Source organism: uncultured Methanobrevibacter sp., assembly GCF_946184425.1.
Classification (GTDB): Archaea; Methanobacteriota; Methanobacteria; order Methanobacteriales; family Methanobacteriaceae; genus Methanocatella.
In genome coordinates this window covers 1-15,340 of the sequence record NZ_CAMHFP010000051.1, presented here as the reverse complement: position 1 = coordinate 15,340, position 15,340 = coordinate 1, and the positions used below count along the sequence as shown (strand labels likewise).

General features: G+C 31.3%; 17 protein-coding genes. 12 read left to right on the top strand and 5 right to left on the bottom strand.

The features are described 5' to 3' along the window. The first annotated feature begins 197 nt into the window (after positions 1–197). Positions 198–1,442 (top strand): methyl coenzyme M reductase-arginine methyltransferase Mmp10, encoded by a 1,245-nt coding sequence (gene mmp10, locus Q0P94_RS09415; RefSeq protein ID WP_295115973.1) that lies wholly within the window; start codon positions 198–200, stop codon positions 1,440–1,442. A 9-nt stretch (positions 1,443–1,451) separates the two neighbouring features. Here mmp10 and Q0P94_RS09410 read toward each other — a convergent pair whose 3' ends face one another. Together Q0P94_RS09410 and Q0P94_RS09405 are read right to left on the bottom strand one after the other, a co-directional pair. After that, entirely contained in the window at positions 1,452–2,375 is a 924-nt protein-coding gene (locus Q0P94_RS09410) for a methanogenesis marker 7 protein (protein WP_295115971.1), read from the bottom strand. Between the two features lie 58 nt (positions 2,376–2,433). Continuing rightward, positions 2,434–2,952, bottom strand: a complete 519-nt coding sequence (locus tag Q0P94_RS09405) for a hypothetical protein (protein ID WP_295115969.1) — start codon at positions 2,950–2,952, stop codon at positions 2,434–2,436. Positions 2,953–2,991: 39 nt separating this feature from the next. Between Q0P94_RS09405 and comB the strand changes: the two genes are divergently transcribed. The 5 genes from comB to Q0P94_RS09380 all read left to right on the top strand — a co-directional run bounded on the left by comB (position 2,992) and on the right by Q0P94_RS09380 (position 7,488). After that, complete coding sequence (gene comB / locus Q0P94_RS09400) at positions 2,992–3,681, top strand: 2-phosphosulfolactate phosphatase (RefSeq protein WP_367270236.1); 690 nt, start codon at positions 2,992–2,994, stop codon at positions 3,679–3,681. Positions 3,682–3,746: 65 nt separating this feature from the next. Then, complete coding sequence (locus Q0P94_RS09395) at positions 3,747–4,919, top strand: TraB/GumN family protein (RefSeq protein ID WP_295115965.1); 1,173 nt, start codon at positions 3,747–3,749, stop codon at positions 4,917–4,919. A 65-nt stretch (positions 4,920–4,984) separates the two neighbouring features. Next, positions 4,985–5,197: a DUF1922 domain-containing protein gene (locus Q0P94_RS09390; RefSeq protein ID WP_295115963.1), complete on the top strand. Its 213-nt coding sequence runs from the start codon at positions 4,985–4,987 to the stop codon at positions 5,195–5,197. A 24-nt stretch (positions 5,198–5,221) separates the two neighbouring features. Further along, entirely contained in the window at positions 5,222–6,541 is a 1,320-nt protein-coding gene (locus Q0P94_RS09385) for a hemolysin family protein (RefSeq protein WP_295115961.1), read from the top strand. Between the two features lie 2 nt (positions 6,542–6,543). Then, positions 6,544–7,488: a calcium/sodium antiporter gene (locus Q0P94_RS09380; protein ID WP_295115959.1), complete on the top strand. Its 945-nt coding sequence runs from the start codon at positions 6,544–6,546 to the stop codon at positions 7,486–7,488. Here the strand turns inward: Q0P94_RS09380 and Q0P94_RS09375 are convergent. Beyond that, positions 7,447–8,322 carry a TIGR00269 family protein gene (locus Q0P94_RS09375; protein WP_295115957.1) on the bottom strand — a complete coding sequence of 292 codons (876 nt, stop codon included), beginning with the start codon at positions 8,320–8,322 and terminating at the stop codon, positions 7,447–7,449. The genes Q0P94_RS09380 and Q0P94_RS09375 overlap by 42 nt on opposite strands. A gap of 51 nt (positions 8,323–8,373) precedes the next feature. On the opposite strand from Q0P94_RS09375, the gene Q0P94_RS09370 reads away from it, so the two are divergent. Continuing rightward, positions 8,374–8,679 carry an MTH1187 family thiamine-binding protein gene (locus tag Q0P94_RS09370; RefSeq protein WP_295115955.1) on the top strand — a complete coding sequence of 102 codons (306 nt, stop codon included), beginning with the start codon at positions 8,374–8,376 and terminating at the stop codon, positions 8,677–8,679. A 7-nt stretch (positions 8,680–8,686) separates the two neighbouring features. On the opposite strand, the gene Q0P94_RS09365 is transcribed toward Q0P94_RS09370, so the two are convergent. Continuing rightward, a complete protein-coding gene (locus Q0P94_RS09365; protein WP_295115953.1) occupies positions 8,687–9,790 on the bottom strand; it encodes a DegT/DnrJ/EryC1/StrS aminotransferase family protein in 1,104 nt (367 codons plus the stop codon). A 108-nt stretch (positions 9,791–9,898) separates the two neighbouring features. Here Q0P94_RS09365 and Q0P94_RS09360 point away from each other — a divergent pair, with 108 nt between their 5' ends. The 5 genes from Q0P94_RS09360 (at position 9,899) to cofG (ending at position 14,516) form a co-directional block, all read left to right on the top strand. Then, entirely contained in the window at positions 9,899–11,062 is a 1,164-nt protein-coding gene (locus Q0P94_RS09360) for a tRNA (guanine(10)-N(2))-dimethyltransferase (RefSeq protein WP_295115950.1), read from the top strand. Between the two features lie 239 nt (positions 11,063–11,301). Further along, positions 11,302–11,778 carry an Lrp/AsnC family transcriptional regulator gene (locus tag Q0P94_RS09355; RefSeq protein ID WP_292601897.1) on the top strand — a complete coding sequence of 159 codons (477 nt, stop codon included), beginning with the start codon at positions 11,302–11,304 and terminating at the stop codon, positions 11,776–11,778. Positions 11,779–12,031: 253 nt separating this feature from the next. Then, a complete protein-coding gene (gene mptA / locus Q0P94_RS09350; protein WP_295115947.1) occupies positions 12,032–12,973 on the top strand; it encodes a GTP cyclohydrolase MptA in 942 nt (313 codons plus the stop codon). Positions 12,974–12,984: 11 nt separating this feature from the next. Beyond that, positions 12,985–13,425, top strand: a complete 441-nt coding sequence (locus Q0P94_RS09345) for a DUF2120 family protein (RefSeq protein WP_295115945.1) — start codon at positions 12,985–12,987, stop codon at positions 13,423–13,425. Positions 13,426–13,427: 2 nt separating this feature from the next. Then, the gene (cofG, locus tag Q0P94_RS09340; RefSeq protein WP_295115943.1) at positions 13,428–14,516 is read left to right on the top strand and encodes a 7,8-didemethyl-8-hydroxy-5-deazariboflavin synthase subunit CofG; all 1,089 of its coding nucleotides are present in this window, start codon (positions 13,428–13,430) and stop codon (positions 14,514–14,516) included. Here cofG and Q0P94_RS09335 read toward each other — a convergent pair. Next, positions 14,503–15,240 (bottom strand): class I SAM-dependent methyltransferase family protein, encoded by a 738-nt coding sequence (locus Q0P94_RS09335; RefSeq protein WP_295115942.1) that lies wholly within the window; start codon positions 15,238–15,240, stop codon positions 14,503–14,505. The genes cofG and Q0P94_RS09335 overlap by 14 nt on opposite strands. Positions 15,241–15,340 lie beyond the last annotated feature (100 nt).

Sequence of the window (15,340 nt, the reverse complement as noted above, 5' to 3'; positions counted from 1 at the left end):
TTTGAATGCAAAGATTATTTCGACGAAAAAATCATAAATAAAAAATATATTTTAAAACTATTTTTTAAAAATAAAAGAAAAAATTTAATTATTACTTTCAAAGCTAATAGTAATAAATATTACTGAAAGTAATACAAAATTTAAGTCGGCAAAAATATACTTTATTTATAAATATAAGAAATAAAAAATTAATTATTATGCAAGTTGTAGCGGATGTTGGAGGAATACCTGGAAAGGATTGTAACGGATTTTGCAAATATTGTTACTTCAGAAAGGTAAAAGAAATTAAAACTTTTGGCTGTGCACATTGTTTACCTAATAAAATTGGTTGTGAACGATGTAGTAAAGGAGTTGCAGACTCCCAAAGTGAATTTAAACAACCGTTTCAAGTTATTAATGAAGTTCAAACTGCATTAATGATGAGAATGGGTGCCGGAGATATTGTAGCAAATATCAGCGGAGGAGGAGATATAAGCTGTTATCCTCACCTTGAAACACTGACTGCAGGCCTAAACCAATTTTCAATCAAATCACATTTGGGATATACATGTGGCAAAGGAATTACAGACAGTTCAATTGCTACAAACCTAATCAACAATGGCGTTGAAGAGGTATCATTCACTATTTTTTCATCTGACCCAAAACTTAGAAAAGAATGGGTCAAAGATCCAAATCCCCAAGAAGCACTAAAAGCATGCCAAATATTTTGTGAAAATATCAAATTAACTGGCGCTGCAGTGATTATTCCCGGCGTTAATGACGGGGATGTATTGCGCCAAACATGCAATTCTTTAGAAGAATGGGGAGCTAAAGGCATACTTTTAATGAGATTTGCCAATACTTTTAATGAAGGACTGATTTTAGGCAATGAACCTATTCTAAAAGATATAGAATCACAACCTATAGAAGAGTTTTCCGAACTTGTAAAACAAATTAACAAAGAGTATAATTTTAGAGTAAGCGGAACACCACTATGTGACCCCGAAACTGGAGGACCATTTGCAATAGCCAGTGATGAAAATGAAGTTTTTTTACAATTCATAAAGCCTATTACTGGTGAAGCTACAATAATTACCTCAAAAATTGCAGAACCGTTCATTTCTAAAATATTTGATAAATTGGGAGCCGATTCTGTTAATGTTGTTGCTGTAGAAAAGGAAATAGCCTGTCTGATTACAAAAGAAGATTTAGAAAAAATTGATTTAAGTGAAATAAAAGATGCCGTGATTTTACCGGGACGATCTTTTGTCCACCAACTTGATGCGGAAAGAATCCTAAGTGCAGATGGTGTGGAAAGATTGATTGGACGTGGCCCGGATACATTGTCCGTTGATGGAGAGTTAAGCATTGACATGACAGATGAAAATGTCATAGAAAGAGAATTAGAACAATTTAACGATTTAGTTGATGCAATCAACTTTTTTGGAATGAGAAGAATATAAAAAAAGAAATTAGTTTGAATTCTCAACAAGAGAACTCTCACTATTTATTTTTACCAAAATATAATCATACATAAATGATTTTTTAATTTCAGCCAATTCAGATAATTTTTTGCCATCAATAACCACATTTGCGATTAAGTCAACATATTTATCATAATTCAATTTTACACGAACGCCATCCAATTGTGAAGTTACTGGAGTTGGAGAAATAACATTTTTAATTTCATCAACCTGATTTTCAATTGCATTTTTAACAACAATAGAAGGTACCAATGGTGCATCAAGAGTCATTTCACGTTTTTTGTCACTTAATACTTTTTCAATGGTTTCGACCAAATTATCAAGTGCACGAATATCCGGACCTCTTCTTAGCCTTCTTGGGATTCTACCAAGGCCACCCACATATGCATCAGCGCCAGGGAGTTCTTCAAGTGGAATGTCAGGAGCGCCAGTGACAATCACAGGAATGTCAATATCATCATATAAGAAAGCTTTTTCTTTAATACAATTTTCAAAACTTCCTAAAACAAATACTGCAATGTCATGTTCCTCAATTAGACTTTTTTCTTCTTCAGTGATACCAGAAGTACCTTTTCCATCCCCTCTTGCAAGACCTATCATATTATCTTTTGCACCGAATTCCCTCAAATATTCAGAAATGTCACATGCCGCATGAGGCAAATGGTGCCTTGCCAGAGTTGGAGAAATAATTGCTATTTCAGAACCTGCCATGGGAGCAACCGCTAAGGTGCCTAACAATTCATTTGATTTTTCTTCAATTTTATCAACATCTTCAATAGGAACTGCCAAATTTAACACCAATTCCATCTGTTGAATACTTTCCTGAAGAATAAATCCTCCCAAATCCTCAATTAATTCTTTAATTTCTTCACTTTTGTGAACTCCACCAGTAAATGTTAATGATTCATACATATTAACAACTCTCAAAAAATGCAATTATATAATATATTTATAAGTCTGTATTTTCAAACTATATTAAATTTTCCAAAATAGAATATCTCACTTCAATCCGCTCGAAAGGATTCAGTGAAATAAAACCATGAGATGGAATTTCAACCAGATTATCAGTTTCTGAAACTTTTTCTTTCAAGTAATCAGGATAAACAACAAAATCTGGATCCTCATCAACTATATTGAAGCCCATGTCCAGAATTATATCTTTTAAAAATTCAGAATATACTTTAACATCAACATCTCTTTGAAAATTGGAATTCAAGTATTTACAAGAAAATTCATACCCCTCAAAAAAGGAAATTATATCTTCATCAGACAATTCATTTTTGGCAATTTTGGAAACTTTTTTAATACTTTCAAAAACTTGAGAAGGAGTATTTAATTTAATTGGTAAACTATCCATTTCAATTTTACTTTCAGAAAGCAAGATTGCTAAATCCCCATTTTCTTCATCGGGAAATTTATTTACAACATATTCTGAAATTCCCGCCAACTTTACAATTTCTTCACACATGGGTGTTGTGATAATTTTCATAATAATATTATATATTATTATATGAATATAAATTACTCCATGAAAGTTACATTAAGTTTTGAGCAAACAATAAGTGACGATGTATCCATAATGGTTGATGCATTAAGAGCAAGTACAACAATAACACTCGCTTTAGATAATTTTAAAAAAATAATCCCCTGCTTTACACCTGAAGAAGCTTTTAAATTGAAAGAAAAGTATGATGGAATTGTTGCAGGAGAACGTGGGGGGAAAATGATAGAAGGATTTGACATCGGAAACTCCCCGCAAAGGGTGGCCAATTATGAAACTGGCAAAAAAACCCTAATATTAACAACCAGCAATGGAACTAGAATTCTAGAAAATATGAATTCTACAGTTCTTGTAGGGTGTATGGTGAATGCAAAGTCAGTAGGAGAAACTAGTGTAAAAATAGCTAAAAACCATATTGATGTGGTGATGGCAGGAGTTAGGGGAGCATTTGCTCTTGAAGATTTTTTAGCATCGGGAGAAATAATTTATCAAATATGTCAAAATTTAAAGGATTATGAGTTAAATGATTATGCCAAAGCAGCAATATTGGCTAGCAGAGATTATGAATCATTGAAAGATGGATTTTATAATAGTGCATCAGGCAAACGTTTAAGAAAACTTAACTATGAACAGGATATCGAATGCTGCTTTGAAAAAAATATCAGCAATAATGTTGCAATCTATAAAAATAATGAGTTAACATTAATCAAAGATTAACTTTATATACATTAATTTCATAATATAATTAGATAATGCAAATAATATAAAGAAGTGTTTTATTAATGAAAAGAGAATGTTTAACAATAATTGGTACTGCTCATGTATCTTCAGAAAGTGTCGATGAAGTAAAAGATGCCATCTATGAACAACATCCAGAAGTTGTAGCAATTGAACTGGATAGAGGCAGATACATAAGATTAAAAAACCAAATGATGGGCATAGAAGAAGATGACACCATATCAGTTACTCAAATAATTAAGGAAAACAAAGTCGGATTATTTATGACTACAACACTTCTTGGATATTTCCAATCAAAAATCGGTGCAGATGTTGATGTGAAGCCGGGAGCAGAAATGGTTGGTGCTATTGAAGCATGTGAAGATTTGGGAATACCAATTGCTTTGATTGATAGGGAAATTAACACCACACTTCAAAGAGCTTTAAATAAGATGGGTTTTATAGAAAAAGCCAAATTTTTATTTGGTCTTCTCACTTCCATTTTCGGCAGTGATGATGTTGAAGATGAAATTGACATTGAAGACTTGAAAAACCCCGAAAACATTGATGAATTAATGGAAATGTTTAAAGATGAAGCACCGAGCGTATATGAAGTTCTTGTCCATGAAAGAGATGCATATCTTGCAGGAAGAATACTTCAGATCCCCCAAGACCATGTCATCGCAGTTGTAGGGGCTGGACACAAACCGGGAATTACAAAATATTTGGATAATCCTGAAACTTTACCCCCATTACATGAATTAGAAGACATTAATAAAAAAGGTGGAATCCCATGGCTCAAAATCATTTTAGCGATGATTCCTATTTTATTTGTGGTGATATTTTTTCTGGCATACATTAGCGGGATAAATATAACTGGAAACCTCTATGAATTTATCATAATAAGTATGATTATGGGATTTATAGGTTCTATCCTTTCAGGTTCAAAAATACAATCTGCCATTGTTGGAGGACTTGTAGCTCCCTTGACCATCATTCACCCTTTGCTTGCAGCAGGATGGTTTTCAGGATTAACTGAAGCAAAATTCAGAAAAGTTAGAAAAAGAGACATTCAAAATTTAGCACATATTGAAAGTTTTAAGGATTTATGGAACAATAATATTTTTAGAATATTGCTTGTAGTTGTCGGTACTAATTTGGGAGTTAGCATAGCGACTTTAGTAATATTACCTTCAAAAGTTTTCATACCATTGTTTATGAAAATCTTCGGAGGATAGTGAAAATTTTATATAATATATTCTAATATAATATAATTACAATTAATTTTTAAGGAAAAATTATTATGTATCTTATATTTCGTTGCGACTGCGGTCGTGCATTATATGCAAAAGAAGGTGTGGCAACACGCAAATGTGTTTGCGGAAAAACATTGAAAGTGAAATCCAGAAGAATATTTAAAAAAGCTGCTACACGAGAAGATGCATCACTTGCGGTTCAAGAAATGCAAGATCAAATTTATGGAAACACTGGCTTTATAAAAGCAAGTGATTTATAATTTAGTTTTAATGGTCTGTTAAAAATGATTGGAACGACATTCGAGATAATTATAATTTTAATTTTAATCATACTTACCGGATATTTATCAATGGCTGAATTAGCTGTTGTATCTGTAAGAAAAGCAAAAATGCAAAAATACTTAGAAGAAGGAAACAAAAAAGCTCAAATTGTTATGGATTTATTAGAAGATCCAAATGAATTTTTATCCACCGTTCAAATTGGAATTTCACTTATAGGTGTTTTAACCGGGGCTTTTGGTGGAGTAACACTCGCTGAACCTCTTGCTAAATTAATTTCTTTTGTACCATATAGCGAACCAATAAGTGTTGCAATAGTTGTTATCGTTACCACTTATTTAACATTGGTCGTTGGAGAAATTGTTCCAAAGGTAATTGCATTGAATGACCCTGAAAGGGTATCTCTAAAAGTTGCTAAAAGTATGGTAATTCTCTCAAAAATTTCAAAACCTGTTAGTTTTGTTCTTGCAAAATCAAGTAGTTTTCTTTTGTGGGTTATGAGAATTGAAAACAAAAATGATGATATTGTCACAGAAGAAGAAATTGAATTAATGATTAAAGAAGGAAGAGAAGACGGAACAATTGAACAAGAGGAAGAAGACATTATCAAACGAGTTTTCAAACTTGATGACCAAAAAGTTGAAAGTATTATGACCCCCCGTAATGAAATTATCTGGATTGATCTTGAAGATGAAAGAGATATCAATAAAGTAAAAATTATTGAAAGTAAAAGATCAATTTTCCCAATTGCAAGTGGGGAATTAGATGACTTTATAGGAGTTGTTCAAGCAAAGGATATCCTTTCTATAATGTTCAGTGAAGATGAATTTGATGTTCATAAAATTGTTAAGGAACCGTTAGTAGTATCTGAACACCTGCAAACTTTGGAATTATTAAAAGAATTCAAAGAAAATCAAGAATATGTACATATGTCACTTGTTGTTGATGAATTCGGAAGTGTTGAAGGATTAATTACTTTAAACGACTTACTTGAAGGTATTGTCGGAGACATTCCAGGCATCGATGAAGATGATGAACCAAAAGCGACTCAGAGACTTGATGGTTCATGGTTGATAGATGGAAGATATCCAATTGATAAATTTAAAGAATTATTTGAATTTAAAGATGCATTACCTGATGAAGAAGAAGACGGATATACTACTCTTGCGGGTTTTATTCTGAGTTTAAGTGGTACTATTCCAGATGAAGAAGACAGATATGAATGTGGAAGATTCATCTTTGAGATTGTTGACATTGACGGTCACCAAATTGATAAAGTCCTTGTAATTGATTTAGGACCACAAGAAGAAAATACAGAGGAATGAATATGGACGGATCAATAATATTACAAGTTGTTTTATTGCTTGTAGGATTTGTATTTTTAATTAAAGGGTCTGACTTTTTTGTTGATGGAGCAAGCAGCATTGCATCACTTCTGAAAATACCAACAATCATTGTCGGATTAACAATAGTTGCATTTGGAACCAGTGCCCCTGAAGCCGCTGTTTCAATTACCTCCTCATTAACCGGAAGTAATGCAATGGCCGTGAGTAATGTAATCGGTAGTAATTTATTTAACATACTGATGGTTATTGGTGTATCTGCACTGTTAGGCGATTTATTAATGGAAAAAAGTGTTTTAAATAAAGATTTACCGTTCCTTGTTGGAATCACATTATTATTTACAGCATTCATTATTATTGGATGGAACATTACCCAAATTGAAGGAATAATTTTACTTTTAATATTGGTAGGTTATGTATATTATCTTATTCGAGGTGCAAGAAAATCAAAAGATGCAAATGTAGTTGAAGATGCTAAATTAACACCATTAAAAAGTGCAATATTCATCATTGTAGGACTTGCAGGAATCATTCTTGGTGGAGATTTAGTTGTAAACAGTGCATCAGATATAGCAATAGCACTTGGAATGAGTGAAACATTAGTAGGTTTAACAATTGTTGCAATAGGTACATCTTTACCAGAACTTGTAACATCACTTACCGCTTTAAAGAAAGGAGAAAATCAAATAGTAATAGGAAATGTTATTGGTTCAAACATATTCAACATTTTATTTGTACTTGGTGCAAGTAGTGCTATAAGTCAAATTCCACTTGATTCAAGCATGCTAATTGATGTTGTCTTTATGATTGCTGTTACAATATTGTGTTTCATATTTGGTAAAACCCAAGATAAATATGATAAAAAAGAAGGTATAATTTTAGTTGCGCTATTCATCGCATATATGGCCTTCGCAATTTTGAGAAATTAATTCTTTTAATTCACAAGCCTTGCAGATATTTGATGAGGTTGGCTCACCACAAACTTCACACTCATTAAGGCTTGTGGAAATATCATTTTCAAAAGTTAATATTTTTTGAAAAGATTCCATAACATTACTTTTAATTCCAGGATATTTATCCTCATTGACATTTAAAAATTCTTTAATTTTAGCCCTCAGTGACAAATGAGAATAAGGACATTCATCCAAATGAATGTTAATGTCATTTAAAATTGCCCACATCCCAACTTCCTTTTCAGGAGTATTCCACAAAGGTTTGATTCTTGGAACTAGTTTTGGATGAATTACATCAAGTTCAGGGCCGAATTTTGAAAATTTAATTGTGTCACCACGAGCAAAACTCATTAAAAATGACTGAATTTCATCATCTAAATTATGCCCAGTAGCAATTTTACATGCTCCTAACTCATATGCAGTCTTATTTAAAATATTTCTCCTAAAAACACCGCAGGGAATGCATGCACTTTTAAACTCACGATAAATATCATCTAATGCAAAACCCTCTTCATCTTGAAATGACTTTTGCACCAAATCTATGTTCAAATCTTTTGCATTTTGAACAGCTGAATCAATACCATGCTGCCTGTATCCTTTAATTCCCTCGTCAACACTAATTGCCACCAAATCAAAATCTAAAAAACGTTGATAATTTTTTAAGGCGTGCAAAGTTAAAACACTATCTTTACCACCAGATAAAGCAACAGCAATCAATTCATTTTCCTTAATTAAATTATAATCTTTAATTAAATTGTTTATTCTTGTAAAAATCTTTTCATTAAAATCTTCTTTGTTTAATTTGACCATTACTAAATTAATTTATACAAAGATAAATAAATAATTTTACTAGGTGAAAATATGATAACTTGTGATTTTGCAATTTTACCTGTTGGAACAGAAACTACAGAATGTAAAGATTATGTCACTGCTGCAGTTCAATCCATCAAAGACTCAGGATTGAACTATCAGTTAACTGGAATGGGAACACAAATAGAAGCAAAAAATTTAACAGAATTATATGAAGCCATAGCTAATGCTCAAGAAGCTATTTTTAAGTTAGGAATCGGCAGAGTTTACACAGTAATAAAAGTAGACGATAGAAGAGATTTAGAAAATAGAACTTTGGATGCCAAAGTTGATACTGTTAATAAAATATTAAAATAAAAAAAAATTAGATTTTAGAAGAAGCAGTTTTAACCGCTTCGATTACTAAATCCAAATCTTCTTTTGTAAGTGAAGGATGAACCGGAAGAGAAATTACATTATCCGCTGCAAGTTCAGCATTCGGGCAATTTCCTTCAACACCTAATTTTTTATAGATAGGTTGATTATACAACGGAATTGGATAATGAATACCAGTTCCAACACCACACTCATTAATTATGTCAACCCAGTCATCACGATCTCCCTTTTCAACACGAATAGTATACTGATGATATACATGTTTTGAACCATAAGCACAATAAGGTGTAATTACGCCATCAACATCTTTTAATCCTTCATTTAAATAAGCAGCATTTTTTATTCTAATATCATTAAATTCATCAATTCTGTTTAATTGTGCAAGACCTATAGCAGCAGAAATATCAGTCATTCTAAAGTTATATCCCACTTCATCATGATGATATCTTACACTAGCGCCATGAGCTCTGAATACTTTGGCATTTTCAGCCAATTCTTCATCATCAGTAGTGATTATTCCCCCTTCTGAAGTAGTCATATTTTTAGTAGGATAAAAACTAAAACAAGACATATCCCCTAAACTACCAACTTTTTCACCATTACATGTGGCACCATGTGCTTGAGCCGCATCTTCAATTACATTTAATCCATGTTTTTCTGCAATTTCATTAATTCTATCCATATTGGCAGATTGTCCATATAATTGAACAGGCAAAATAGCTTGTGTATTCTCAGTTATTAATGCTTCAATAGAATCAGGATTAATAGTATAAGTTTTTAAATCAATATCAGCGAATACCGGTTTTGCACCAGTATACAAAATTGAATTTCCACTTGCAATAAATGTAAATGGAGTTGTAATCACTTCATCTCCTTTACCAATTCCACAGGATAACAAAGCAACATGTAATGCAGCAGTACCTGAATTGACAGCAATACCATATTCCGCTCCAACCCATTCAGCGAATTTTCGTTCAAATTCTTCTACTTTAGGTCCTTGAGCAATCATTCCAGATTTTAAAACTTCAACCACATTTTCTATTTCTTCATCACCAATAATTGGTTTCGCTATAGGGACTTTAATCTCTGACACATTTATCACCAAATTATAAAAATTAGATTAATTATATTATACTAATATTTAAATCTAATAATATTTAAAACATTACTTATTTAACAATATTAATATGAGCGTGAATTAATGGATGAATATAAAATTAAACAAATTGAAGAAGGATTAACAAAAATTGAATTTCCCGAATTTGACAAAGTTTCATCCGACGCACCTGTTTTTTACAATCCTCATATGGAATTAAATAGAGATTTATCTATTCTTGCCATACAAGTTTTCCAAAAGCAAGAAGAAAGAGAAATCAATATTTGTGATTTGTTTGGAGGTAGTGGAATCAGAGGAATCCGATACAAAAATGAAATAGAGGGCGTTGGAAATGTATTTATAAACGATATAAGTGAATTGGCAAATGAATATGAACAACATAATATTGAACTGAATAATCTGGAAAACATTGAAGTTTACCAACATGATGCCAGTATGTTTTTAAGAATGAAACGGGGCGAATTTGATGTGATAGATATAGATCCGTTTGGAACTCCTTCACCGTTCATTGATTCAGCAGGATACTGTGCACGCAGAAATTCATTACTGTGTGTAACCGCAACAGATACATCAGCACTCTGCGGAACATATAAAGAACCATGTATTCGTAAATACAATGCAAAACCATACAAAAGTGAATATTGTCATGAAAATGGTATCAGAATTTTAGCGGGTTTTGTGGCATTAACCCTTGCGAAATATTCAAAATATATTGAAATTCAGATGTCACATAGTACTGAACATTATATGAGGATATACATTAAAGTAAAAAAAGGTTCCAAAAAAAGTGATGAATCATTGAACAATATTGGATACATAAGCCATTGTAAGAATTGTTTACATAGACAAACCATTAAAGGATTAGCCACCACATTAGATGAGAAATGCCCAATTTGTGGTGAAAAATTGATACATGCCGGACCATTATGGTTAGGCCCAATCCAAAATAAAGAGTTTATAGAAGAAATGATTGAAGAAACTAATCATAAAAAAATCAATACTAAAAAACAAGCACTAAAATTACTTAACAGCTGCCTTACAGAAGCAGATGCTCCTGCAACATTTTTCGATGTTCACACTATATGCAAATCATTAAAAGTCAGCGCGCCCAAACTTGATTTGATTTTTGATGAAATTATCAGTCAAGGCTTTGATGCTGTCAAAACACATTACAATCCATTAGGAATAAAAACTGACGCAAATATTGAAGATTTGAAAAACATTTTACTAGATTTTTCAAAAGAATGATAAGATATATTCATTATTAAACAATAGTTATATTTAAGGAAAAAAAATTAAATAATATATAAAAACTAAAAAATGCCAACATAACCTTACAAAAAAATTTAAAAATATATTTCATACTATGAAAAAAATAATTGAAAATACATAAACTTTTAAATAGAATAAACAAACAAATAATATCTTATAAAACTAGTTTTAATATTTTTTATATTAATTAGTTCTACATTAACGAAGTGATTATAATGGTAAAGACTAAAGACAATGTTGTAAAACTTGATGACACAGACATCAACATTCTTAAAATCATTAATGAAGATGTTAGAACATCCTACAGACAAATATCTAGAAGTTTAGATGTATCAGTTGGTACTGTGCACAACAGGATAGATAAAATGGTAAAATCAGGAGTAATCAAAAAATTCTCCCCTGTTATAGACCACGAAAAACTAGGTTTTGTTTTAACAACAATCATTGGTGTCAGAGTTAAAGGCGGAAAACTTAAAAATTGGGAAGAAAAAACATTTTTCAATAAAAATGTTGTTGGAATATACGATGTAACTGGAGAATATGATGCATTCTTAATTGCTAAATTCAGAAATACCAACGAATTAAACTCATTTATTAAAGAATTACTAAAAGATCCAATTATAGAAAGGACATATACTCAAACAGTATTGGATGTTATCAAAGAAGATATGGGTTCTTCAAACATTTTATAGATTAATTATTAAGTAGTTGAACATTTTATCAACTGCTTAATTTAATTTATTCAATTAAAAAAAACAACTATTTTTATATTAATCTAATATTCAATAATTTAACAAATTTTAAACTATTTTTTTAAAAAAATCAATATAATCTATTGATTTAAATAGCAAAAAATACATTCCAAAATCAAAAAAATCCTTTAAATATTTAAATATGAAAACATAATAAATATTAATGTTTAAATAAAATTTAGAGGTTATAAAATTGACAGTATGCTTACCCGACACCCAAGATGACACTCCAAGCATACCTATTAAACTAACAAGAGTAGGTGTAACAGGAGTAAAAAAATTATTACAACTAGACAGAGTAAATAAAAGACCTATAATACTATTACCTACATTTGATGCATTTGTAGATTTACCTAATGATCAAAAAGGTGTGCACATGTCTAGAAATCCTGAAGCAATTAGTGAAGTTCTTGAAACTGTTGCTAATGATAAAGGTGTAGCTGTTGAAGATTTATGTGCAAAAATCGTTGACAAAATGATGGCAAAACACGAATATGCAAGACGTGTTGAAATCTCAATGACTACTGATTTCATGTTTATGAAAGAATCACCCGTGACAAAAAATAAAACTCAAGAAATGGCTAACTTGAAAGCAAAAGCTATTGGTATTAGGGATGAAAACGGAAATGTCACCATCAAAAAAAGCATTGGAGCAGAAGTCATTGGAATGACTGTTTGTCCATGTGCACAAGAATCAGTTAGGGAATCTGACAAAATTAAATTATTAGAATTTTTAGATGAAGAAACTACACAAAAAGTATTAGATACTGTTACTTTTGCTTCACATAATCAAAGAGGAGTTGGAACATTATTAATTGAAGTTCCAGAAGATAAAATTGTGAAAGCAGAAGACATCATTGACATCATTGAAACATCAATGAGCTCACCAGTGTGCGAATTACTTAAAAGACCAGACGAAAATGCAACTGTATTGAACGCACACAGAAAACCTGTTTTTGTTGAAGATTGTGTTAGAAACATGATGGAAAAAATTGCAAATAAATACAGTGATTTTCCAGATGACACTTTAATCACATCACGTCAGGAAAATCAGGAAAGTATTCACAGACACAATGCCTTTGCTGAAAAAGTAACAACTATGGGCGAATTGAAAGAAGAATTAAATATTCAATAGGATCTGATTCAATGAAAAAAACATATGAAATTGCAGGACAGGTAATGGGATTTTTTGATTCATTCAAAGGTTCAAGACCTGCAATAAATAATGAAAGTATTCTAATCGTAAGGGGTAGATCAAGAAAAGCAATCCCTCTAGATTCATTTGAAGATAAACTTACAGAAATTGGAGAAATTCTTGAAGGAACTGAAATCGAAGCAACATCCGACAAAATTGATGACATTCTCAAAGTTGGTGACAAACACATCCAAAGAAGTGAAAAAACTACCAGTGATGTTGACCAAAAAGGATTTGCCAGAATGAAAAAAGAATTAGAATCCATGGGACTTGTTGTTGCTTATAAAGTATTTGAACTCCCAAGTTTTGATGTTGTTATAGCAATTTGGGAAGACAAAAATGAAATTCCCCCACTATATGTGGAGGTTACTGTTTCAGAACGTGAAGATTAACCATGTCAAATTTAACTAAAGAAGAAATTCTCACTATATTGAATGCAAAAGATAGTGACATTTTAAAATACATGTCAAAAACTGCAGAATATAGGGAGAATAATCTTATTACTTATTCTAAAAATATATTCATACCATTAACTGAAATTTGCAGAAATGACTGTGGATATTGTAATTTTAAAAAAAACCCGGATGATCCAAACGCCATAATTTTAAAAACAAAAGATGAAATACTGGCTGAATTAAAAGAAGCTGAAAAATATGGATGTAAAGAAGCACTTTTTACTTTTGGAGAAGATGCGGATGATGAAGAAATTGTCCAAATGAAGTTAAATGAATTTGGTTATAATAACATGTGCGATTACATTTACGACATTTGCGAAATGACTTTAAATGAAACTTCACTGTTACCTCATACAAATGGGGGTAATTTTACTTTTGAAAATTTGAAAAAATTAAAAGAAGTTAACGCATCAATGGGTTTAATGCTTGAAAATTCCTCAAATAGATTAATGGAATTGCCGGCGCATAAAAAAAGTCCTGGAAAAAACCCTCAGCTCAGAATAGAAACTATTTCTAATGCGGGAAAATTAAAAATACCTTATACTACGGGTATTTTAATAGGAATTGGAGAAACAAAAGAAGAAATTGCGGAATCATTACTTACAATAAAAGATATTTATGATGAATATGGACATATTCAGGAAGTAATCATTCAAAATTTCACACCTATTCCTGGAATTGAAATGGAAAATTGGCCCGAACCTAGTTTTTTAGATATGATAAGAACTGTAATAGCAGGTTCATTATTATTTAAAGATACAGATGTCAGCATTCAAGTTCCCCCAAATTTAAATAATGACACTGCACAAATATTCCTACTCTGTGGTGCCGATGATTGGGGTGGAGTTTCACCTGTGAGCCCAGATTATGTAAATATTACTTCCCCATGGCCTGGAATTGATGAACTTGAAAAATTAACCATAGATACGGGATTTGAATTAACTGAAAGATTATGCGTATATGAAAAATACATCAATGCAGAATGGTTAAACGAATTATTATTGGAAAAAATTTCTAATTTATCCTAACATCCAAAACAACATGCTCCACACCAGGAGCGTATTTTTTTATTTTATTCAATTTTAACAGTTCAACATCACGACTGCCCGCTTGCGAAATTATTCTTTCTAAAGGTCGGGTTTTCATTAATTTTTCGGGAACCGTTTCATGATAATGTAATACTCCACCCTCATTCAAACTGTTGATTGCTACATTGAGATAATGATGAGTGGTTTTAACATAACCCATGACTATGCGGTCAGCTTTATATTTTGGAGTATGCACATTGCAATCCCCTAAAATTGGAGTGATATTGTTCAATTTGTTCAATTTGATATTTTCAGTCAGGTAAAAGAAGGAATTCGGATTTATTTCGATTGAATAAATGTGTTTAGCATTGGAATGCACACCAATAGGAATTGAAAAATAACCAATACCTGCAAACATATCCAAAACAACCTCATCATCTTCAACTAATTTGGCAATACGTAACCGTTCATTGTTATTGCCCTTAGACCACATTACTTTTGCCAAATCCAACTTGAATAGACACCCATTTTCTTTATTGATTGTTTCAGTTTCATTGCCATAAAGAATCCGGTACACAGGTTCCCTTTTAGTTCCCTGAATATGGTCTATCTTCATAATAGTTTTTACATTATGATTTTTTGATAAATTTTCTAAATCTTCATAAGATTCATAATGAAATTTACTGTCTAAAATTAATATATCCCCAATTCGCTTCCATTTCAATTTATTCACCTTTTGAAAGAAAAGTTTATATATGCAAATATATAATATTAATATTGTTAGTTTATACTAATTATTGATTCTGATTTTAAATAAAATTAAT